The 21,381-nt window shown below is 67.3% G+C and carries 22 protein-coding genes; 10 read left to right on the forward strand and 12 right to left on the reverse strand.

Features of this window, described 5'->3' with window-relative positions; genetic code table 11:
• Positions 1-4: 4 nt before the first annotated feature.
• Complete coding sequence (rpiA, locus tag AB9K35_RS14915) at positions 5-793, reverse strand: ribose-5-phosphate isomerase RpiA (RefSeq protein ID WP_369927233.1); 789 nt, start codon at positions 791-793, stop codon at positions 5-7.
• Positions 794-1,046: 253 nt separating this feature from the next.
• On the opposite strand from rpiA, the gene AB9K35_RS14920 reads away from it, so the two are divergent.
• The 3 genes from AB9K35_RS14920 to AB9K35_RS14930 all read left to right on the forward strand — a co-directional run bounded on the left by AB9K35_RS14920 (position 1,047) and on the right by AB9K35_RS14930 (position 4,312).
• Positions 1,047-1,754 (forward strand): glutathione S-transferase family protein, encoded by a 708-nt coding sequence (locus AB9K35_RS14920; RefSeq protein WP_222454038.1) that lies wholly within the window; start codon positions 1,047-1,049, stop codon positions 1,752-1,754.
• Positions 1,754-3,127 carry an L-serine ammonia-lyase gene (locus tag AB9K35_RS14925; protein ID WP_222454039.1) on the forward strand — a complete coding sequence of 458 codons (1,374 nt, stop codon included), beginning with the start codon at positions 1,754-1,756 and terminating at the stop codon, positions 3,125-3,127. The genes AB9K35_RS14920 and AB9K35_RS14925 overlap by 1 nt, the downstream gene beginning before the upstream one ends.
• A 258-nt stretch (positions 3,128-3,385) precedes the next feature.
• Positions 3,386-4,312, forward strand: coding sequence for a DMT family transporter (locus tag AB9K35_RS14930; RefSeq protein ID WP_369927236.1), 927 nt, complete (start codon positions 3,386-3,388; stop codon positions 4,310-4,312).
• Here the strand turns inward: AB9K35_RS14930 and AB9K35_RS14935 are convergent.
• Positions 4,287-4,961: a thiamine diphosphokinase gene (locus tag AB9K35_RS14935; protein ID WP_369927238.1), complete on the reverse strand. Its 675-nt coding sequence runs from the start codon at positions 4,959-4,961 to the stop codon at positions 4,287-4,289. The two genes, AB9K35_RS14930 and AB9K35_RS14935, sit on opposite strands and share 26 nt — an antisense overlap.
• A 119-nt stretch (positions 4,962-5,080) precedes the next feature.
• Here AB9K35_RS14935 and AB9K35_RS14940 point away from each other — a divergent pair, with 119 nt between their 5' ends.
• On the forward strand, positions 5,081-7,096 hold the full coding sequence (locus tag AB9K35_RS14940) for a chemotaxis protein CheA (RefSeq protein WP_369927239.1): 2,016 nt from the start codon (positions 5,081-5,083) through the stop codon (positions 7,094-7,096).
• Between the two features lie 170 nt (positions 7,097-7,266).
• Here the strand turns inward: AB9K35_RS14940 and AB9K35_RS14945 are convergent, their stop codons facing one another.
• The 5 genes from AB9K35_RS14945 to nthA form a co-directional block, all read right to left on the reverse strand.
• On the reverse strand, positions 7,267-7,503 hold the full coding sequence (locus tag AB9K35_RS14945; RefSeq protein WP_369927241.1) for a DUF2842 domain-containing protein: 237 nt from the start codon (positions 7,501-7,503) through the stop codon (positions 7,267-7,269).
• Positions 7,503-8,816 carry an adenylosuccinate synthase gene (locus AB9K35_RS14950; protein ID WP_222454044.1) on the reverse strand — a complete coding sequence of 438 codons (1,314 nt, stop codon included), beginning with the start codon at positions 8,814-8,816 and terminating at the stop codon, positions 7,503-7,505. Before AB9K35_RS14950 ends, AB9K35_RS14945 begins: the two co-directional genes overlap by 1 nt.
• Positions 8,817-9,444: 628 nt before the next feature.
• A complete protein-coding gene (locus tag AB9K35_RS14955; protein ID WP_369927243.1) occupies positions 9,445-9,777 on the reverse strand; it encodes a nitrile hydratase accessory protein in 333 nt (110 codons plus the stop codon).
• Positions 9,774-10,451, reverse strand: a complete 678-nt coding sequence (gene nthB, locus AB9K35_RS14960) for a nitrile hydratase subunit beta (protein WP_369927245.1) — start codon at positions 10,449-10,451, stop codon at positions 9,774-9,776. Before nthB ends, AB9K35_RS14955 begins: the two co-directional genes overlap by 4 nt.
• Positions 10,448-11,074 carry a nitrile hydratase subunit alpha gene (nthA, locus tag AB9K35_RS14965; RefSeq protein WP_369927247.1) on the reverse strand — a complete coding sequence of 209 codons (627 nt, stop codon included), beginning with the start codon at positions 11,072-11,074 and terminating at the stop codon, positions 10,448-10,450. The genes nthB and nthA overlap by 4 nt, the downstream gene beginning before the upstream one ends.
• 175 nt (positions 11,075-11,249) lie before the next feature.
• On the opposite strand from nthA, the gene secG reads away from it, so the two are divergent.
• Together secG and AB9K35_RS14975 are read left to right on the forward strand one after the other, a co-directional pair.
• Complete coding sequence (secG, locus tag AB9K35_RS14970) at positions 11,250-11,612, forward strand: preprotein translocase subunit SecG (RefSeq protein WP_222454048.1); 363 nt, start codon at positions 11,250-11,252, stop codon at positions 11,610-11,612.
• Positions 11,613-11,784: 172 nt separating this feature from the next.
• Positions 11,785-13,428 carry a CTP synthase gene (locus tag AB9K35_RS14975; protein ID WP_222454049.1) on the forward strand — a complete coding sequence of 548 codons (1,644 nt, stop codon included), beginning with the start codon at positions 11,785-11,787 and terminating at the stop codon, positions 13,426-13,428.
• A 283-nt stretch (positions 13,429-13,711) separates the two neighbouring features.
• Here the strand turns inward: AB9K35_RS14975 and AB9K35_RS14980 are convergent, their stop codons facing one another.
• Positions 13,712-14,092: a DUF983 domain-containing protein gene (locus AB9K35_RS14980; protein WP_222454050.1), complete on the reverse strand. Its 381-nt coding sequence runs from the start codon at positions 14,090-14,092 to the stop codon at positions 13,712-13,714.
• Positions 14,093-14,244: 152 nt separating this feature from the next.
• Between AB9K35_RS14980 and AB9K35_RS14985 the strand changes: the two genes are divergently transcribed.
• Positions 14,245-15,642 (forward strand): PLP-dependent aminotransferase family protein, encoded by a 1,398-nt coding sequence (locus AB9K35_RS14985; protein WP_369927250.1) that lies wholly within the window; start codon positions 14,245-14,247, stop codon positions 15,640-15,642.
• 160 nt (positions 15,643-15,802) lie between these two features.
• A complete protein-coding gene (locus tag AB9K35_RS14990) occupies positions 15,803-16,705 on the forward strand; it encodes a fructose bisphosphate aldolase (RefSeq protein WP_369927251.1) in 903 nt (300 codons plus the stop codon).
• Positions 16,706-16,855: 150 nt separating this feature from the next.
• On the opposite strand, the gene AB9K35_RS14995 is transcribed toward AB9K35_RS14990, so the two are convergent.
• The 3 genes from AB9K35_RS14995 to AB9K35_RS15005 form a co-directional block, all read right to left on the reverse strand.
• Positions 16,856-17,077, reverse strand: a complete 222-nt coding sequence (locus AB9K35_RS14995; protein WP_222454053.1) for a hypothetical protein — start codon at positions 17,075-17,077, stop codon at positions 16,856-16,858.
• Between the two features lie 57 nt (positions 17,078-17,134).
• Positions 17,135-17,332 carry a hypothetical protein gene (locus AB9K35_RS15000; RefSeq protein ID WP_222454054.1) on the reverse strand — a complete coding sequence of 66 codons (198 nt, stop codon included), beginning with the start codon at positions 17,330-17,332 and terminating at the stop codon, positions 17,135-17,137.
• Between the two features lie 386 nt (positions 17,333-17,718).
• Positions 17,719-18,504, reverse strand: coding sequence for a crotonase/enoyl-CoA hydratase family protein (locus AB9K35_RS15005; RefSeq protein ID WP_222454055.1), 786 nt, complete (start codon positions 18,502-18,504; stop codon positions 17,719-17,721).
• A 119-nt stretch (positions 18,505-18,623) separates the two neighbouring features.
• Here AB9K35_RS15005 and AB9K35_RS15010 point away from each other — a divergent pair, with 119 nt between their 5' ends.
• Entirely contained in the window at positions 18,624-19,733 is a 1,110-nt protein-coding gene (locus tag AB9K35_RS15010) for a pyridoxal phosphate-dependent aminotransferase (protein ID WP_222454056.1), read from the forward strand.
• Between the two features lie 92 nt (positions 19,734-19,825).
• Complete coding sequence (locus AB9K35_RS15015) at positions 19,826-20,047, forward strand: hypothetical protein (protein WP_222454057.1); 222 nt, start codon at positions 19,826-19,828, stop codon at positions 20,045-20,047.
• Between the two features lie 108 nt (positions 20,048-20,155).
• Here AB9K35_RS15015 and AB9K35_RS15020 read toward each other — a convergent pair whose 3' ends face one another.
• Positions 20,156-21,364, reverse strand: coding sequence for an alanine--glyoxylate aminotransferase family protein (locus tag AB9K35_RS15020; protein WP_369927255.1), 1,209 nt, complete (start codon positions 21,362-21,364; stop codon positions 20,156-20,158).
• Positions 21,365-21,381 lie beyond the last annotated feature (17 nt).

Consider the following 21,381-nt stretch of genomic DNA (forward strand, 5'->3'; position numbering starts at 1 on the left):
CATCCTACTCCGCCAGATCGGTGAACAGGTTGTCTTCCTCGGCGAACTCCAGCCGGTCCTTCTCTACCGTGCCCTCGTTGATGTCGCGCACCTCGACGTGGCCGTCGCCATAGCCGATCACCACGGTGTCGCAGATGTCGATGAACAGCCCGTTCTCGATCACCCCGGGGATCTGGTTCAGCACCAGCGCCAGCTGGCGTGGGTGGCCGATCCGCTTGAGATGCAGATCGAGGATATAGTTGCCCTCGTCGGTCACGAAGGGCGCGTCGCCGTTCATCCGCAGGGTCGTCATCCGCCCCATCACGTCCATCGACACCAGCGTCTCCTCGATCAGCGCCTGGCTGCTTTGCCAGCCGAACGGCAGCACCTCCACCGGCAAAGGGAAGGCCCCCAGCCGCTGCACCGACTTGCTGGCATCCGCGATTACCACCATCTGGTCCGAGGCCGTGGCGACGATCTTCTCCTGCAGATGCGCGCCGCCGCCGCCCTTGATCAGGTTCAGGTCGGCGTCGAACTCGTCGGCGCCGTCGATGGTGATGTCCAGCCACTTGGCCTCATCCAGCGACACCACGTCGATGCCCATGTCCCGCGCCAGCGCCGCGGTCCGGCTGGAGGTCGGCACCGCGGTGATCCGCAGCCCCTCCTCGCGCACCATCTCGCCCAGGCAGCGCACCAGCCAGGCGGCGGTGGACCCGGTCCCCAGCCCGACCCGCATGCCGTCATCGACCATCGCCGCCGCCCGCTTGGCCGCTACGAATTTCGCCTTGTCGATCGGTGACAGTTCTCCGCCCATCGGCCTTGCTCCCCGGCTGTTTTCCTCGGCCGCGTTATACCGGCTTTGCCCGCAACAGGCGAGAGCCCGCATGCGCGAGGCGGATCGTTTCCGTCCCGCCGCGCCCCTGCAGGCAACCACTGGCACTGGCCGGACAGACGATGTATCAGGAAAGGCGGGTTTCCGATCGGAAACGCCGGAAATGAACACACGCGCGCTCCTTTTGCGGCCTAATGCTGAAACAGGAGCAAGCCCAACAACCGGCCCGACACGCATGACCGCCACCTATCGCCTGCACTATGCCCCCGACAACGCCTCGCTGGTGATCCGGCTGGTGCTGGAGGAAATGGGCCAGCCCTATGACACGGTGCTGGTGGACCGCCGCGCGCGGGCACAGGACAGCGCCGCCTACCGGGCGCTGAACCCCGGCGGGCTGATTCCGGTGCTGGAAACCCCGGACGGGCCGCTGTTCGAGACCGCCGCGATCCTCTTGTGGCTGGCCGACCGCCACGGCGTCATGGCGCCCTCCGCCGCCAGCCCCGCGCGCGCGGCCTTCCTGAAATGGCTGTTCTTCGCCTCCAACACGCTGCACGCCGATCTGCGCATGCTGTTCTATCCCGACAAGTATATCGGGGCCGAGCCAGCCCACCAAGCCCAGCTGCAGGCGACGCTGCGCCAGCGCCTGCACCAGCATCTGACCAGCCTGGAGCGCGCCGCGGCCGACCGCCCCGCCTGGCTTGGCGCGCTGCAACCCTCGGTCCTGGATTACTACCTGGCCTGCCAGCTGCGCTGGATGGCGCTCTATCCGGTTGACAGTGATCGCAGCTGGTTCGATCCTGCCGCCTATCCCATGTTGCAACGGCTTTGCTCCGGGCTGGAAAGCCGCCCTGCCGTTGTCGCCGCGCAAGAGGCCGAAGGTCTCGGGGCGCACCCGTTCACAAATCCCGTTCATGCCAATCCCCCAGAAGGATCAGCCACCTGATGTTCCTCTCCGTCTTCGACATGTTCAAGGTCGGCATCGGCCCCTCGTCTTCGCATACCATGGGCCCGATGGTGGCCGCCGCGCGCTTTCTCGACATGATGCGCGCCTCGCCGTTCGAATTCCACGGCCTGCGCGCCTCGCTGCACGGCTCGCTCGCCTTTACCGGCGTCGGCCACGCCACCGACCGGGCCACCATCCTCGGCCTCGGCGGCTTCACCCCCGAGGATTACGACGACGAGAAGGCCGAAGCCTTCCTTGCCGAGCTGGCCAAGACCCACCAGATGCAGCCCGAGGGGCTGGGGCCGCTGCGTTTCGACCCCAAGGCGGACATGATCTTTGACTACGACCAGGCTCTGCCCGGCCACGCCAACGGCATGATCCTGATGGCCACCGACGCCCAGGGCGACGTGATCCTGCGGCAGGTGTTCTATTCCATCGGCGGCGGCTTCGTGGTCACCGAGGAGGAACTGGCCGCCGGCAAGGCCACCGATGAGGGCGCGCCGGTCCCCTACCCGTTCAAGACCGCCGCCGAGATGCTGGAGATGGCCAAGGCCAGCGGCAAATCCATCGCCGAGATGAAGCGCGCCAACGAGATCGCCCGCGGCTGCCCCGAAAGCCTGTCCAAGGGCACCGCCCGCATCTGGCAGGTGATGAACGACTGCATCAACCGCGGCCTGTCGCGTGACGGCATCCTGCCCGGCGGGCTCAACGTGCGCCGCCGCGCCAAGGGCATCTACGAGGCGTTGCTGGCCGAGCGCGGCATGAACCAGCCCGCACCGCACACCATCAACGACTGGATGAGCGTCTATGCGATGGCGGTGAACGAGGAAAACGCCGCCGGCGGCCAGGTTGTCACCGCGCCGACCAATGGTGCCGCGGGCACGCTGCCGGCCGTGATCCGCTACTACCTCGATCACGTGCCGGGCGCATCGGAAAGCCATGTCGAGGACTTCCTGCTGACCGCCGCCGCCATCGCGGGCCTCGTGAAATACAACGCGTCGATTTCCGGCGCCGAGGCCGGTTGCCAGGCCGAGGTCGGCTCGGCCGCCGCCATGTCCGCCGCAGGTCTCTGCGCGGTGATGGGCGGCACGCCTGAACAAGTTGAAAACGCGGCTGAAATCGCGCTGGAGCATCACCTCGGCATGACCTGCGATCCGGTCAAGGGGCTGGTGCAGGTGCCCTGCATCGAGCGCAACGGCCTGGCCGCGATCAAGGCCGTCTCGGCCGCCTCCCTCGCGCTGCGCGGCGATGGCCAGCATTTCGTGCCGCTGGATTCGGTGATCGAGACCATGCGCCAGACCGGCGAGGACATGCACGAGAAATACAAGGAAACCTCGCTCGGCGGCCTCGCCGTGAACGTGCCGAACTGCTGACGCTGGGCGCACCGACCGCACGCCGCCAAGGCGCGCGTCGGGCCATCCCAGCGCTACACAAGGCCCGTGCCTTCCCTGGGGGACGGTCAGGCGCGGGGTGTGCGGCTAGCGCCCCACGCCCCAGATGGGGTCCTGCCTGCCGCGCAGCTTACTTTGCACGGGTCAGCGCAGCCCCCGCGTCCGCATGCGCCACGAGCTTTCGGCCTGCGGCCTCAACCTTCCCTTGCATCCGCCGACAGGCGGGCCTAGCGTCGCGCCATGACACAGGACCGCCCCCTCCTCGGCATCGCCCTGATGCTGGGTTTCTGCGTGACCATCCCGGTCTGCGACGCCATCGCCAAGCTGCTTGGCGATCATATTCCCGTGGGGCAGATCGTCTTCGCCCGCTTTGCCTTTCAGGCGGCCCTACTGCTGCCGCTGGCACTTCTGCTGGGCAACAGCCTGCGGCTGCCACGCCATGTGCTGCCCTACCTGCTGCTGCGCACGCTGTTGCAGATGGGCGGGGTTGCGGCGATGTTCACCGCGTTTCGATACCTGCCGCTGGCGGATGCGGTGGCGATTGCCTTCGTGATGCCATTCATCATGCTGCTGCTCGGCAAATTCGTGCTCGGCGAAGAGGTCGGGCTGCGGCGCCTGGGGGCCTGCGTCGTCGGCTTCACCGGCACCCTCCTGGTGATCCAGCCCAGCTTTGCCGCGGTCGGCCTGCACGCGCTGTGGCCGGTGCTGGTCGCGCTGATCTTTGCCCTGTTCATGCTGGTCACCCGCAAGATCGCCAAACACACCGAGCCGGTGTCACTGCAGGCGGTCTCCGGCCTGCTGGCAACCGTGCTGATGCTGCCGCTCCTGTGGTATGGCGATGTCACCAACCTTGCCGGGCTGACTTTGGACATGCCCCCGGCCCACACCTGGAACCTGCTGATCGCCACCGGGGTCATGGGCACGCTGGCGCATCTCCTGATGACCTGGAGCCTGCGCTATGCCCCCACGTCGACGCTGGCCTCGATGCAGTACCTGGAAATCCCGGTTGCGGTGTTTGTCGGCTGGTGGATCTTCGGCGACCTGCCGAACGCGCTGGCCTCCCTGGGCATCCTGCTGACCGTCGCCGCCGGGCTTTACGCGGTGATGCGCGAACACAAGGCCGCGCGCAGCCTGCGCCGGATCACCCCTGCGAGCGATCCCGTCTGATCTGCCCCAGCACATCCGCCAACAGCCGCTGCGGCACGATCACCAGCAACCCTTCTCCCTCAGGCTCCAGCCGGATCGCCCCCAGCGCCCGGTTCGAGGTGCCGATCCGCCCCATCGGCGACATCTCCAGCCCGTCGATCGGCCACTCCAACCCCTCCGAGCGCCCCCGCACCCGCTGCATCGGAAACAGTGACACCACCTCGCCCGCCTCGGTCGGCAAGGCGACCGGATGGGTCAGGTGAAAGATGACCTCCTGCGCGCCGAGCAGAACGCAGGGCGTGGCATGCCCCTGCACCAGCGTGTTGAAGGCCGCCAGCTGGTGATCCACCCGCTTGCCGAGAAACCCCACGGCGATCACCGCCGGAGCCGAGACCGAGCGCAGCGCCTTGTCGAAATCGGTGCTCTCCTGCTCGGCCACCTCGTGCAGGCAGCCTGGCGGCAGCTGTTCCCGCAACGCTGCGGGCAGGGAATCAAGATCGCCGATCACCGCCTCCGGCATCCGCCCCGCCGCCAGCACCGCCGCCGCGCCGCCATCCGCCGCCGCCAGTCGCGGTGCCAGCGCCAGCGCCGCCTCCAGCGCCCCCGGCATCACCTCGCCGCCCCCGACGAGGGTAACTGGTTCCGATGCGTCAACAATTCTCGCTGTCATGGGCGGTATTCCTGGCAGTTTTGGAAACAGGTCACAATGTGAACACAAAATGATACGATCTATTGCACGAATTCGAGCAAAATTGGTCCTTCCAGCCCATATGGTGAATGGAAGCAACTGTGGCGAAGACGAGCGAGCTGATGGTACAAAACAACAAAGTCCTGACCGTCTCCTATGGAACCTTTTCCTGCACATTGGAAGGGTTCGAGGATTCCTTCGGCACGATGAAGGCCATCGCCGAGTATTTCCGCGACCTGGCCTCCGAAGACCGGTACTTCGGTGCCGAGCCGCCGCAGCCGGATGCCGACATGCTCGCCCGCATTGCCCAGCGCGAGATCGCCCGCCAGGTCGAGGCGCGCACCAGCGAGGGCGGCATCCACCTGCGCGCCGCGGCGCTTTCCGCCGCCCCGGCGGAACCGCCGACGCAAACCGCGCCTCCCGCCGCCCCCCAGGCGGACACCACGGCGCAGCCCTCGCCCGCCGCCTATCTGGCCACCGAACGCCCGGCGCAGACCCTGCCGACGGCCGCGCAGGCCGCGCCGCAAGCCGAACCTGCCGCCGCGGCTGAAACCGCCCCGGAAGCCGCCGTCGTGGCCGAAGAGGTCGAGGACTGGAGCCTGACCGAAGCCGAAGCCGAAGCCGAAGCCGAAGCCGAAGCCGAAGCCGAAGCCGAAGCCGAAGCCGAAGCCGAAGCCGAAGCCGAAGCCGAAGCCGAAGCCGAAGCCGAAGCCGAAGCCGAAGACACGATCGCCGCTGTGCTCGCCAGTGCAAGCGCCTCCGACGCGCCGGAAGAAACCCGCCCGTCGGGCGCAACTGCCGCACAGCCCGAGCCCGAGGACACCCCGGCCCCGGACAGCATCGCCGCCAAGCTGCAGCGGATCCGCGCCGTGGTCGCTCGCGCCCCGGAACCGGAAGAGGAGTTCTCCGAGGACGAACACGCCGACGACGTGCTGGAAAACGCGGCCGCGGACATCTCCAGCGCGATGCAGGACGGCGACGAGTCCGACGCGCCCGATTTCGACGACGAAAGCGACGACGAGATCGCCCGCGCGCTGGACCGGCTCGACATCGAAGCCGAGGCCGACAGCGCAGCGCCGTCCGAGGCAGAGGCCGACGCGGAAAAGGCCACCGAGACGGAAGCGCAGCCCGCGCCCGCCGCGCCACCCCGCATCCGCGTCGCCAAGATAAAGCGCGCCGATTTCGAGAAAGCCGTCGCCGCCGGTCAGCTGGAAGAAACAGCCGACAGCGACCACGAGCAGGCCGACCACGCCGCGCCCCAGGCCCCCGCCGAACTCTCCGAAGAGGACGAGGCCGACCTGATGCGGGAACTGGCCGAGGTCGAAGCGGAGATTCTCGCCGCCGGGCAGGAGCCCGAGGAGGAGACGGCACCGGACACCCCGGCCGAGACCGGATTTGCGCCTGCGCCGCACGCGGAAACCCCGCCCGCCGCGCCTGCGCCGGACCTGCCCGACAGCGATGTATCGCGGCTGATGGCCGCCGCGGACGAGCGGCTCGAAGAACCCGAATCAGCCTCCACGCGGGAGGCCTACAGCCATCTGCGCGCCGCCGCCGCAGCAGCCAAGAACGGCGAGACCGACGGCTCCGGCGATGACGAAGCCCAGCCCTACCGCGAAGACCTGGCCAGCGTGGTGCGCCCGCGCCGCCCGGAAACCCGCGCCAAGCCCCGCGACGCCGATGGCGATCGCCCGCGCATCGCGGTGAGCCGCCCGGCACCGCTGAAACTCGTGGCCGAGCAGCGCATCGACGAAACCAGCCAGCCACAGCAGCCGGTGCGCCCGCGCCGGGTATCCGCGGCAATTCTCGAAGAGACCGCCACCGACGCCACCGGCAGCAGCTTTGCCGATTACGCCGAGGAGCGCGGCGCGGTGGAACTGCATGAATTGCTCGAAGCCGCCGCCGCCTATCTCAGCTTCGTCGAGGGACGAGACCATTTCTCCCGTCCGCAGCTGATGAACAAGGTCCGCAGCAGCGGTGCCGGCGACTTCAACCGCGAGGACGGGCTGCGCAGCTTTGGCCAGCTCCTGCGCGAAGGCAAGATCGAACGGTCCGGCAACGGCAAATTCACCGCCTCCGGCGAGATCGGCTTCCAGCCCGGCAAACGCGCCGCGGGTTGAACCTGCGAACAGAAACCAAAAAAGGCGGCCTCCGGGGCCGCCTTTTTCAATTCAGCACACAGCGCTGCCGCTTCATCTTTCCCGAAAATACTCCGGGGTGAATTGGCCCGCAGGGCCAAGAGGGGCAGCGCCCATTTTCAAGGCAAACCTGCGGGGCAACGCCCCTCCGCTTACTCGCCGTCCGCGTTCGGGTCCGCCTGTCCGACGCCGCGGAAGACAAACTTGAACGGCAGCACCCAGACGATGCCCAGCGCCACATAGACCACCAGTTCCAGCCACAGCGGCGGCCGGTCCAGCCAGTTCATCACCGTGACCGCGGCCACGATGTAAACCGGCATGCCCACCAGCAGGATCACCAGCGCCCAGCGCCGCCGCGCCTTGTAGCTCAGGCCTTGCTTCTCAGCCATCAGTCGGCAAACGGGTCGGTCACCAGGATGGTGTCGTCCCGCTCCGGGCTGGTGGAAAGCAGCGCCACCGGGCATTCGATCAGCTCTTCCACGCGCTTCACATACTTGATCGCGTTGGCCGGCAGGTCGTTCCAGCTGCGCGCGCCTTCGGTGGATTCGCTCCAGCCCGGCATCTCCTCGTAGATCGGCTTGCAGCGCGCCTGCTGGTCGGCAGCGGTGGGCAGGTAGTCCAGCCGCTCACCATCCAGCTCATAGCCGGTGCAGATCTTCAGGGTTTCAAAGCCGTCCAGCACGTCCAGCTTGGTCAGGCAGATGCCCTTGATGCCCGAGGTCGCGCAGGTCTGGCGCACCAGCGCGGCATCGAACCAGCCGCAGCGGCGCTGGCGGCCGGTGGTGGTGCCGAACTCATGGCCGCGGGTGCCCAGACGCTCGCCATCGGCATCGGGCTTGCCCTCGGCGTCCAGCAGCTCAGTCGGGAACGGACCTTCGCCGACGCGGGTGGTATAGGCCTTGACGATGCCCAGCACGTAATCGATCGAGCCCGGGCCGATGCCCACGCCGGTCGCCGCCTGCCCCGCAATCACGTTGGACGAGGTCACAAAGGGATAGGTGCCGAAATCGATGTCCAGCAGCGCGCCCTGCGCGCCTTCGAACAGGATCCGCTTGCCCGCCTTGCGCTTCTCGTTCAGCACCTTCCAGACCGGCGCCGCGTAGGGCAGGATCTTCGGCGCGATCTCTTTCAGCTGGGCAATCAGCGCATCGCGATCGATTGCCTCGACGCCGAGGCCCTTGCGCAGCGGATCATGGTGCTGCAACGCGCGGTCAACGCGGGCGATCAGCGTCGCCTCATCGGCCAGGTCCGCGACGCGGATGGCGCGGCGGCCGACCTTGTCCTCATAGGCCGGGCCGATGCCACGGCCGGTGGTGCCGATCTTGGTGCCCTTGCTTGCCGCTTCCTCGCGCGCGCGGTCCAGCTCGCCGTGCAGCGGCAGGATCAGCGGGGTGTTTTCCGCGATCATCAGCGTCTCCGGCGTGATCTCCACGCCCTGGGCGCGCACGGTCTCGATCTCTTTCAGCAGGTGCCAGGGGTCCAGCACCACGCCGTTGCCGATGACTGACAGCTTGCCACCGCGCACCACGCCCGAGGGCAGCGCGTGCAGCTTGTAGACCTTTCCGTCAATGACCAGCGTGTGGCCGGCGTTATGGCCGCCCTGAAAGCGTGCGATCACATCCGCGCGCTCGCTCAGCCAGTCCACGATCTTGCCTTTACCTTCGTCGCCCCACTGGGCGCCGACTACGACGACATTGGCCATATCCGGTCCTTTACAGTCTTTGGTTCAAACCCACGCTCATATAGCGATGCTGCGCAGGCAGGGGAACCGGTTTTTCGCCGCAGGGGGCAGTGTTTCACCGCAACGCGTGCCGCCCCACGTCCGTAATCAAGCCGCAGGCGCCGGGCGAGCGCCTGCCCGCCCCACCGGGCTGGCGCTTTGGTACAGGTATCGCTTCACTGCGGCCTAGTACGGATTTTGCTGACATAATCTGCCCGACACGACCCAATCAGCGCCCCCCCTCGGTCAGGCGCTCGCCCTCATTGTGCCGTCTCCAAGCGGGTGTTGCGCAACCACCGTACGCCTGCTTCACGCAATCCTCAGACCGACCTGCCAGACTGCCCCTGATCGCGATCCCCCGCCATGATCCTTGCGCAAGGGTCATGATACGTGGCGCAGGCATCTGTGCGGCTGCCTGCGCATCACCCGGAGACCGGCCCCGATAAAAAGGGGGTCGTTAAGGAAGTCCTGTCCGAGCCTCCCCCGCGGGGGAGCGTCCATCCTCCACCCGGCGGCGCCGCCCCCTTTATCAGGGTATAGCGCAGAACCAGAGCAAAGACGCTGATACCCCCGCCCCGGCGTCCGGCCGCGGCGGCCAGAGCTGCCGGAGTCACTCCGGCAGATGCACCGGCGCGCCATGCGGCGTGGTCAGATAGGCCTCCTCCCAGCGCTTGCGCATCTGCTCGGCCTCGGCCGGGGCCACCGCGCCGTCTTCCGCCAGGTAGCTCTCAAGCGTTTCCAGCCAGGCGCGAAAGTAATCCTCGCCGCCGTCCAGATCGCGGTCCAGCCCGTGCCGCTTCAGGGTGGCCGAGAACCGCTGCACCCAGTCGGCCCAGCTGAACCGCCCGGCCTCGTTCAGATGCACCGTCAGGGCAAAGACCTGCGCGTGCCAGGGTTCGGCAAAGACCGGCTCCGGCGCGGAAACCTCGGCACAGCTGCTCATAGCGGCTCCAGGTAGCTTTGCCACAGATCCAGCACCACCTCGTCATCGGGGTGTTCGGGATGCGCCCACAGCTGGCTCGCGGCAAAGCGCACGGCATAGAGCGGCTGCGGCGCCTCGCCCAGCCCGTGGGCATTGCTGTCGGGCAGCACGTGGCTGCCGTGCAGCCGCAGGATCTGGCCGCAGGCCCCGGCCGCGTAGCGCGGCAGCCGGGTGTGGCCGCCCGGCTTCAGCACATTCTCGGCAGGTCGCCGCGTGCGCACCGCCTGCCCGGGGGAAAACCGCGGTGCCGGGCCGCCATCGCGTGCCGCCGGGCCGCCCCTGGCCAGCGCCGCCGCGACGTCTTGTGCCTGCAGCGCCCGCCCCGCCAGCGCGTGCAGCTCGGCCGTGCCCTTGCCCTGCAGGTCGGTCTCGCTCAGCACGCCGGTTTCCACCAGCAGGTCGGCCAGCGCGGCGATCCATTTCTCGTAATAGGAAAAACGGCTGTAGTCCCCGGGCGACAGCCGCTCGCGCGCGTGACGCGAGACGTCGATGTTCCACTGGCCCAACGCGCCGCAGGCCAGCGTCACCGCCAGCGCGCGGCCGTGCCAGTCCTGCGCAAAGACCGGCGCGTCCGCGGTCTCAGGTTTTACCGGCCCGTCGCCGAATCGCCCGCCCATGTCATGCACTCGGGTCATGGCTGCGCCTGCCCCGGCGCCGCCGGCAGGGCGGTTCCGATCATGCTGTCACGGCTGACCAGCGCCGCCAGCGCCGCCTCGTCCAGGCCCTCGGTGCCTTTGGGCCGCATCGGCAGGACCAGATAGCGAACCTCCGCCGTCGAATCCCAGACCCGCACCGCAGTCTCCGGCGGCAAGGTGACACCGAACTCCGCCAGCACCTTGCGCGGCTCGCGCACCGCGCGGGCGCGGTAGGCGTCGGATTTGTACCAGCCGGGCGGGATCCCCAGCAAAGGCCACGGGTAGCAGCTGCACAGGGTGCAGACGATCATGTTGTGGCGCTGGGGCGTGTTCTCCACCACCACCATATGCTCCCCCTGCCGCCCGTAGTAGCCAAGCTCGGCGAGCACCGGGTCGGCATCCGCCAGCAGTGCGGCCTTGAACGCGGGATCGCGCCAGGCCCGCGCCACCACCCGCGCCCCGTTCTGCGGGCCGATGCGGTTCTGGTAGGTGTCGATGATCTCCTCCAGCGCGGCGGGATCGACCAGGCCCTTTGCGGTCAGAATCGTCTCCAGCGCTTTCACCCGCAGGGCGGGGTCCGGGGGCAGATGGGCGTGCGGGTGGTCAGGCAAGTCATGCGGCATAAGGGCAGACTGCGCCGCCCCGCGCGCCCTGTCCAGCGCCCTTTGATGATAGGAGAAATCAAGATCCGTGATGCAGCTTGGCCATTGCCGGCATCGCAGGCAAACTGAGCCCTTGCCCCCCCGGCCAATCTTCCCTATTTACCGCCCGATACTCAGCCAACCGCCGCAGGGACCCATGGAAAACGTTGTTCTCATCATCCATCTTCTTCTGGCTCTCGGCCTGATTGCCATTGTCCTGCTGCAACGCTCCGAGGGCGGCGGTCTGGGCATGGGCGGCGGCGGCGGCGGAGCGATCTCCGGCCGGGCCGCGGCAACCGCGCTCAGCAAGCTGACCTGGCTGCTGGCCATTGCCTTTGTCGGCACCTCGATCACCCTGACGGTGCTGGCCGCACAGAAATCCGCGGGCTCCTCGGTCGCCGACCGGCTGACCGTTCCGCAGGCCGAAGGCGAGGCTCCGGCAGCTCCGCCTGCTCTGGGCAGCGATCTTCTGCCGCCGAGCGAAGGCGACAACGCACCGCTGGTGCCAAGCCTGGACTAAACCACTATACCTTGACGGGTTTTCGGGAACTGCAACAGCATCTTGCGGTTCCCTTGCGCATGATGCGCGAATCCTCTATATATGAAGTCCCGTGATGCTGCGGTTTTTCGGATGATTCCGATCACCGCCGGGCAGCTGAAATCTGACTTCTCACGGGGGCAGCCGAACACATATGGCGCGTTTTATCTTCATCACTGGCGGTGTTGTTTCATCACTGGGCAAAGGTCTGGCTTCGGCGGCACTGGGGGCACTTCTGCAGGCTCGCGGCTATTCCGTTCGCCTGCGCAAGCTGGACCCCTATCTCAACGTCGATCCCGGCACCATGAGCCCGTTCGAGCACGGCGAGGTCTTCGTCACCGACGACGGCGCCGAGACCGACCTCGACCTCGGCCACTACGAGCGCTTCACCGGGGTGCCTGCCCGCAAGACCGACTCGATCTCCTCGGGCCGGATCTACACCAATGTGCTGGAGAAGGAGCGCCGCGGCGACTACCTCGGCAAGACCATCCAGGTCATCCCGCACGTCACCAACGAGATCAAGGACTTCATCTCGATCGGTGAGGATGAGGTCGACTTCATGCTCTGCGAGATCGGCGGCACCGTCGGCGACATCGAGGGCCTGCCCTTCTTCGAGGCGATCCGCCAGTTCGCCCAGGACAAACCGCGCGGCCAGTGCATCTTCATGCACCTGACCCTGCTGCCCTACATCAAGGCCAGCGGCGAGCTGAAGACCAAGCCGACCCAGCACTCGGTGAAGGAGCTGCGCTCGATCGGCCTTGCCCCCGACATCCTGGTCTGCCGCTCGGAAGGGCCGATCCCGAAGAAGGAGCGCGAGAAGCTGGCGCTGTTCTGCAACGTGCGCCCCGATTCGGTGATCGCCGCGCAGGACCTGAAATCGATCTACGAAGCGCCGCTGGCCTACCACCGCGAGGGCATGGACCAGGCCGTTCTGGACGCCTTTGGCATTGCCCCTGCCCCCAAGCCGAACCTGGCGCGCTGGGAAGATGTGGCTGACCGCATCTACAACCCAGAGGGCGAGGTGAAGGTGGCCATCGTCGGCAAGTACACCCAGCTGGAAGATGCCTATAAATCCATCGCCGAGGCGCTCACCCACGGCGGCATGTCGAACCGGGTGAAGGTCAAGATCGAATGGGTCGACGCCGAGCTGTTCGACAAGGATGACGCCGCGCCCTACCTGCAGGGCTATCACGCGATCCTGGTTCCCGGCGGCTTTGGCGAGCGCGGCACCGAGGGCAAGATCAAGGCAGCGCAATACGCGCGCGAAAACAACGTGCCCTACCTCGGCATCTGCCTTGGCATGCAGATGGCGGTGATCGAAGCCGCCCGCAATGTCGCAGGCATCGCCGAAGCCGGTTCGGAAGAATTCGATCACGAGGCCGGCAAGAAGCGGTTCGAGCCGGTGGTCTATCACCTCAAGGAATGGGTGCAGGGCAACCACAAGGTCAGCCGCACCGCCGATGACGACAAGGGCGGCACCATGCGCCTGGGCGCCTATGACGCGACGCTGAGCGAAGGCTCGCTGGTGTCGCGCGTCTATGGCAGCACCCATATCGAGGAACGCCACCGTCACCGCTACGAGGTGGACATCAAGTACCGCGAGAAGCTGGAAGCCTGCGGGCTGCATTTCTCGGGCATGTCGCCCGACGGCCGCCTGCCGGAGATCGTCGAATGGAAGGACCACCCCTGGTTCATCGGCGTGCAGTTCCACCCCGAGCTGAAGTCCAAACCCTTTGCGCCGCACCCGTTGTTCGACGACTTCGTGCGCGCAGCCAAGGAAGCCTCGCGGCTGGTCTAAGCGCTGGCGGGCGGCGGCGCTCCCGCCCGTCGACGGCGCCATCCGGGATGGCGCCTTGCCAGTTGGGCCCGGCGCCGCTGCGCGGCGCTGGGAGAAACAGGAAAAAGGCGGGCCATCGGCCCGCCTTTTGCATTTTGGTTTTCCGAAACAGGTATCCGATCCATTCTCCCCACCGGCATCCGTTGCGACGTCCGCTCATGCAGGGGATAGGGCGTGCAGCTCCCTTGCGCGCGGGGCCACCTCTGCCCGATCTGCGACCGGGACCCCGCATGCAATGGCAGGATCAGAAGCCGTGCATCCGCTTGGCCCATTGATAGGCCACCACCAGCCCCTTCATGCGCGGCAGCATCACCAGCGAGGCGACCACCGTCACCACCGACAGGATCAGCGCCAGCGTCCAGGGATCCGGTCGCAGCTGCACGTAGACAATGTGCAGGACGAAGCCCAGAATATGGCCAACCACCAGGATGGTCAGATAGGCCGGCCCATCGTCCGCACGCTGGTGATGCAGCTCCTCGCCGCATTCGCTGCAGCCGTCATTCACCTTCAGGTAGCTGTGCAGCAGCTTCCCCTGCCCGCAGGCGGGACAGCGCAACCGCAGCCCGTTCACAAGCGCAGGCTTCATCGCCCGCACGTCCTGTTCCATCAGATCGGTGCCACTCATTTGCGCGTCTCCTTGGCTTTGCAGCCTGATACCGTGATTCCGTCATTGCATGCAATCAATATGCAGTCATTTATCTTGCATAGATTGTCGCAGTTTGGCATTGAACCAGTCAATTCCGAAACAAAGTGACCAGCTGACGGGAGATGAGGCAGATGGACGACTGGAGCCCGGAACGACTGGCAGGGGCGCTGAACGGCGGCAGACCGCGCTATCTGGAGATAGCCGAGGCGATCGGTGCGGATATCGACGCGGGCGTGCTGTCACCGGGCGACCGCCTGCCGCCACAGCGGCGGGTGGCGCAGCGGCTGGGGGTGGATTTCTCAACCGTGGCGCGGGGTTACGCCGAAGCGGTGCGGCGCGGCTATATCGAGACCTTCGTCGGCCGGGGCACGTTTGTCAAAGCCCCGCAACCGCAGCCCCTGCGCCCCGATCCGCGCCGGGCGCGGGAAGAAGACCCGATGATGAACATGCCCCCCGAGCCTGAGGACCCGGCGCTTGTTGCCCGGATGCAGGCGGGTCTGGCGCATGTCTCTGCCAACCTGCTGCCCCTGCTGCGCTACCAGTCGGTCACCGGCAGCCCGCAGGACCGTGAGGTGCTGTGCGACTGGCTGCAAGCCAACGGCCTGCCCTGCGCGCCGGAGCGGCTGGCGCTGACCCCCGGTGCCCATGCGGCGCTGTACGCAATCCTGACGGTGTTGTGCGAACCCGGCTCGGTGGTGCTGTGCGAGGATGTCACCTACCCGGGCCTGCGGGCGATCGCGGCACAGCTGGGCGTACAGCTGGTCGGCCTGCCCGGCGACGAAGACGGGATCGATCCGCAGGCGCTGGAGACCGCGATCCGCAGCCATTGGCCCGCGGCGCTCTATCTCAATCCGACGCTGCACAATCCCACCACCCGAACCATGCCCCTCACACGCCGCCAGCAAGTGGCCGCGGTGCTGGCCGAGCATGACCTGCCGCTGATCGAGGACGACGCCTACTGCCTGGTGGCGACCCCGCCGCCAACGCCGATCAGCACGCTGGTGCCGGAGCTGGGCTGGCACATCGCCGGCCTGTCCAAATGCCTGGGCGCGGGGCTGCGACTGGCCTGCACCACGGTGCCGCAGCAAAGCCAGATGGGCCGGTTCAGCCAGGCCCTGCGCGCCCTGCACGTGATGGTCTCGCCGCTGACCTTGGCCCTGCTGACACGGTGGATCGAGGATGGCACCGCCGCGGAGCTGCAGGTCCACCTGCGCGAGGCCGCGCGCGCACGGCAGGCCCTGGCGACGGAGATCCTGTCGCCGGGGGCCCCGCAAGGGGTGGCGACACGGAGCGATCCGCTGGCCTTCAACCTGTGGCTGTCGCTACCGCCGGGCACCAGCCGCGCCGAGGTGATGGGCCGGATGGCCACGCGCCAGATCGGTATTCTGCCCAGCGATGCCTTCACCGTCAGCGGCCCGCCCCCCGAGGCGCTGCGGGTCTGCCTTGGCGGGCCGATCCCGCTGCCCGCCCTGCGGGCCGACCTGCTGGCCTTGCAGGACGCGCTGAGCCGCAAGGACTGGCTGGGCTGAGCCGCGCGCAGCGGCGCGGGCCGCGCGTGCGCAACGGCGGCGACCCGTCGGCAAGCGCCCGCAAAAGCTTCACCCGTTAGCGCAATCGACCCGTTGTTTTCGCATCATTTCGCGGTATAGACAGCCCGACGACAGATATTTCCAACAAGAGTGACGCATCATGGCAAAAGACGCTTCCACCCAGCAGGCTCAATTCGACCGCATTGCCACCGGCAAAGGGTTCATCGCGGCACTGGACCAGTCCGGCGGCTCCACCCCGAAGGCGCTGAAGCTGTACGGTGTGAACGAAGACGCCTACTCGAACGATGACGAGATGTTTGCCGAGATCCACAAGATGCGCACCCGCATCATCACCTCGCCCAGCTTCACCCAGCAGCGTATCCTCGGCGCGATCCTGTTCGAGAAGACCATGGATGGCGACATCAAGGGCAAGCCGACCGCGCAATACCTGTGGGAAGACTGCGGCGTGGTGCCGTTCCTGAAGGTCGACAAGGGTCTGGCCGACGCCGAAAACGGCGTGCAGATGATGAAGCCGATGCCGGACCTCGACGCGCTGCTGGCGCGCGCCAACGACAAGGGCATCTTCGGCACCAAGATGCGCTCCGTCATCAAGGAAGCCAATGCCGAGGGCATCAAGGCGGTCGTCGCCCAGCAGTTCGAAGTGGGCAAGCAGATCGCCGCAGCCGGGCTGGTGCCGATCATCGAGCCGGAAGTCGACATCCACTCGGCCACCAAGGCCGAGGCCGAGGACATCCTGAAGGCAGAGATCGCCGCGCAGCTGGATGCCCTGCCGGCAGACACCAAGGTGGCGCTGAAGCTGACCATCCCGACCAAGCCGGGCCTGTATGACGATCTGGCCGATCACGCCAATGTGGTGCGGGTCGTGGCCCTGTCGGGCGGCTACAGCACCGACGAGGCCTGCGAGAAGCTGGCGCAGAACCCGAAGATGATCGCCTCCTTCAGCCGTGCGCTGACCGAAGGTCTGAACGTGTCGATGACCGATGCCGAATATGATGCGGCGCTGGATGCCAACATCGGCAAGATCTACGCGGCCTCGCTGTAAGCCGCAGCCAAGCCAGATTGATTTCGAGGGGGCCGCACCATCGGGTGCGGCCCTTTTTCTTCGTGCGGATTATTGCGCCTTAGGCCCGGTGGACCCGTCATGCGCCTTATTGGTCAGCATGCGCCTTGCTGCTCGGCGAGCTGGACCGGCTCAATCCTCGGGGCGTCGCGCCAGACAGACCGCGAGGATCAGGCCCGCACCGCTGAGGAACGGCGGCCAGAAGTGACGCAGCCCGGCGGCGCTGAACCAGCTTTCTGATTGCGGCGAGGCGGTCGGGGTCAGGCTGCTGGCCACCTGTTGCCAGAACAGCACCGAGGCCAGGCATATCATCACGCCGCAGACCGCCAGCAGCCAACGGGCGGAGCTAGGCACACCGGCACCGCCACGCTGCCAACCTGCGCGCGGTGCAAGCGCTGAGGGGCAGCCGGATCACGCCGCCTCGGTCAGGGAGGGGCGCAGGCCGGTGCAGCTGACCCTGTTCTCATTTGCTGCCAAATATTTCTGGGCCGACTCGCGATCTCCAAAGCTCAGCGCCTCGTCGTAGAAATAGGTGATCCGGTCGCCGCTGCGCGACAGCAGCGCACCACTTTCAAATGCAATGAACCACTTTTTCCGCACCAGATACATCAGCCTCAATCCTTCTTTTCACGCCCGATCCTGAGGTCCATGACCGCGGTCGGGTTCGCATTGCCTTGTGACCGGCCCGCCCCGACGCAAGAGGCGACGGCCTGCCCTGCCGTCTTGACGCCAGACCTAGATCTGGGCGCTTACTGGCAGAGCTTGGCCAGATTTTGCGCTATTTCCTTGCCAAAAGGTTAACGAGTTCCCGCACCCCTTGCACTGCGGCAGCATTCTGCCGGCCGCGGGCGGTTTCCTGCCGGCCTCGGCGGGATGTGGGAAAATCTGGCAAGAATTTGCGTCAAATTGATGCCATCCGCCTTTTCGCTTGCCAGCCCGACTTGCCGTGCCGCAGCCGCGACTCTACGGGCGGCCGTCAGCGCGGTTGACCGGGATCAGGAAAACCGTGGCGGGCGTTTTTGCAGCTGGGCGGCGACCGCTTCCATCTGGTCTGGCTGCCCGATCAGCGCCAGTTGCTCGCGGCTCTCGGCGAGCAGCACCTCGGACTGGCTGGCACCGCTTTCGGCAAGGCCGATCAGCCGTTTGGCCGCGCGGATGGCAGAGGGGCTCTGCCCCGCGACCTGTGCCGCCAGGGCCTGCGCACGCGCCAGCGGGTCGGCAGCCACTTCGGTGACCAGGCCGCAGTCCTGGGCGTCGTCGGCCGCGATCACCTCGGCCGTGTAGGTCAGGCGGCGCAGCATGTCAGAGCGCAGCAGCCGCGGCAGCAACACCATGCCGCCCATGTCCGGGATCAGCCCCCATTTCATCTCCATCACCGAGAAACGGCTGTCGGGGTGGGCAATGCGGATGTCGGCCCCGAGCGCGAGCTGCAGCCCGCCCCCGAAACAGGCGCCGTGGATCGCGGCGATCACCGGGACCGGCAGCCGCCGCCAGACCATGGCCACCTCCTGAAACCGGTTGGCGTCGTGATGGCTGCGCTGCATCACCTCCTGCGTCAGATCGCGCTGCGCGAGGGTTGCGAAACTGGCCATGTCGAGCCCGGCGCAGAAGCTCTTGCCCGCCCCCGAGAGCACCACCGCGCGGGCCTCCGTGTCCGCGAGCTGCTGCCCGGCCGCCACGATTTCGTTGATCATCGCGTCATCCAGCGCGTTGTGCTTGTCGGCACGGCTCAGGGTGACATGGGCGACGTGGTCCTTGTGGTCGATGGTGACGCGCGGCATGGGCGGGGCTCCGATGTTGCTGATGGCGGCAGCCTGCCCCGGACACGCCGCACAGGCCAGCGCAACGTGGCGGCAGCCCGAGGCTTGCCCCGGCCCCGGCCTTGCGGTTATCTGCCGCCATGACTGGACCCCGTTACACCCCGCTTGTGCAATCGCTGCCCGCCACCGTGCCCTTTGTCGGCCCTGAAACCCAGGAACGCACGCGCGGCACGCCGTTTGCCGCCCGGCTGGGCGCGAATGAGAACATCTTTGGCCCCTCGCCCCGCGCGGTGGAGGCGATGGCGCAGGCCGCGGCCGAGATCTGGAAATACGGTGACGCCGAGAACCACGACCTGCGCCGCGCGCTGGCCGCCGAGCATGGCGTGGCGATGGAGAACATCGTGGTCGGCGAAGGCATCGACGGGCTGCTGGGCTACCTGGTGCGGCTTCTGGTGGCGCCGGGCGATGCGGTGGTGACGTCTGAGGGCGCCTATCCCACCTTCAACTACCATGTGGCGGGGTTTGGCGGCGTGCTGCACAAGGTGCCCTACCGCGAGGACCACGAGGACATCGCGGCGCTGTTTGCCCGCGCTGCCGAAGTGGATGCCAAGATCGTCTACCTGGCCAACCCCGACAATCCGATGGGCAGCTGGCACCGCGGCGCCGATATTGCCGCCGCGCTGGACGGACTACCCGAGGGCTGCCTGCTGCTGCTGGACGAGGCCTATGTGGAATGCGCGCCTGAGGGCACCGCGGCGCCGATCCGCGCGGATGACGCGCGGGTGATCCGCATGCGGACCTTCTCCAAGGCCTATGCGATGGCGGGGGCGCGGGTCGGCTATGCGCTGGGGCACCCGGACCTGATCGCCGCCTTCCACAAGGTGCGCAACCATTTCGGCATGAACCGCGCCGCGCAGGCCGGGGCGCTGGCGGCGGTGCAGGACCGCGCGTGGCTGGCGCATGTGGTGGCGCAGATCGACGGCGCGCGACGCCGCCTCGGCGAGATTGCCGCCGCGAACGGGCTGACGGCGCTGCCATCCGCAACCAATTTCGTTGCCATCGACTGCGGCGCCGACGGGGCCTTTGCCAAGCGGGTGCTGGAGGCGCTGGTGGACCGCGGGGTCTTTGTGCGGATGCCGCTGGCGGAGCCGCAAAACCGCTGCATCCGTGTCAGCTGCGGACCGGAGGCCGAGATGGCCGCCTTTGCCGAGGCGCTGCCTGCCGCGCTGGCGGTCGCGCGGGGCGGCTGAAACCTGCCCAGTCGCCGGTGCTCACGCGATCTTTTACCGGACTTTCCCCGCTTTCGGGCTACCCTTGTCAGGGTATCACCGGGAGAACTGTCATGCGTGACCCTGACCTGCCGGACGGCATTCCGGACATGTTTGCTGCGACCATTACCTTTGCCGGCATCAACCTGATGTGGATCTTCTTCGTGCTGTGGGTGCTGTACGGGCTGGTGCCCGTGCTGGTGCTGGCAGTGCTGATCAACCACCTCATCACCAGGCTGGAAATCCGCCTGAACGGGCACAAGGGGCAACGGGGGCAAAAGGGGCATAACGCCTGACTGCTGCCTGACCGGGGCCTGATACGGTGCCTGACACGAGTACCTGATACGGGCGCCCCTACCCGCCCCGCGGCGCGCCCTTGCGAGCCGGGTGCTTCAGCGTGAGCCTCAGCTTGCCGCGAGCACCGCGGCCGCGCGCGCCAAGGCGTTCTGGCCGTGGGGGATGTCCAGCGCCTTCAGGCCGACGTCGATGCCGCCCAGCAACCCCATGATCATATGCCCGTTGACATGGCCCATGTGGCCAAGCCGGAAGAAGCCGTGCCACTCGGGGCTGTCCGGTGGCGCCATGCCGAGGCCGATGCCCAGCGTCAGCCCCAGGTTCTGCTCCAGCCAGGTGCGCAGACGGGTGCCATTTGGGGCCGCCATATGCAGCGCGGTCACCGCGTTCGAGCGCAAGCCCGGATCCGGCACGTTCATCCGCAGCGGACCATCCTCGCCCCAGGCCTCGCAGGCGGCCCAGATAGCGCGGGCCAGGTGGGCGTGGCGGGCCCAGACGTTTTCCACCCCTTCGGCATGAATCAGGTCCAGCGCGGCGCGCAAGCCGTAAAGGTGATGAGTGGGCGCGGTGCCCCCGAAGAACTGGTAGAACATCTCCGGGTTGGAGCGCGGGCTCCAGTCCCAGTAGCGGCTGATGCGCGGCAGCGCGGCACGGGCCGCGGCGGCGCGGTCGTTGAAGAACACGAAGCTCATCCCCGCGGGCACCATCAGCCCTTTCTGGCAGGCCGCGACCATCACATCGACACCCCACTCGTCCATCTCGAACCTGTCGCACCCCAATGAGGCGATGCAGTCGGCCATCAGCAGCGCCGGGTGGCCCGCCGCGTCCAGCAGGCGGCGCAGCGCCGCCACGTCGTTGCGGATCGAGCTGGAGGTGTCCACATGCACCCCCAGAACCGCCTTGATGCGGTGCTCCCGGTCGGCCTCCAGCACCTCGGCGATGCGGGCGAGGTCCCAGGGCGCGGTGGTGCCGAAGTCGAGGATCTCCACCTCCAGCCCCAGCGCCTCGGCCATTTCCGACCAGCCGATGGCAAAGCGCCCGGAGGCGGGCACCAGCACCCGGTCGCCCGGCTGCAGGGTGTTGTGCAGTGCCGCTTCCCAGGCGCCGTGGCCGTTGGCGATGTAAATCGCCACATGGTGCCGGGTGCGGGCCACCCGGCGCAGATCGGGGATCAGGGTTTCGGTCATCTCGACCAGCTCACCCGCGTAGATGTTGGGCGAGGCCCGGTGCATCGCCTGCAGGACCTGGTCCGGCACCACCGAGGGGCCGGGAATGGCCAGGTAGGATCGCCCGGCCGACAGGTTGACGGATGACTTCATGGCTGCTGCTCCCTGTG

This window comes from Leisingera sp. XS_AS12 (genome assembly GCF_041224635.1).
Lineage (GTDB): Bacteria > Pseudomonadota > Alphaproteobacteria > Rhodobacterales > Rhodobacteraceae > Leisingera.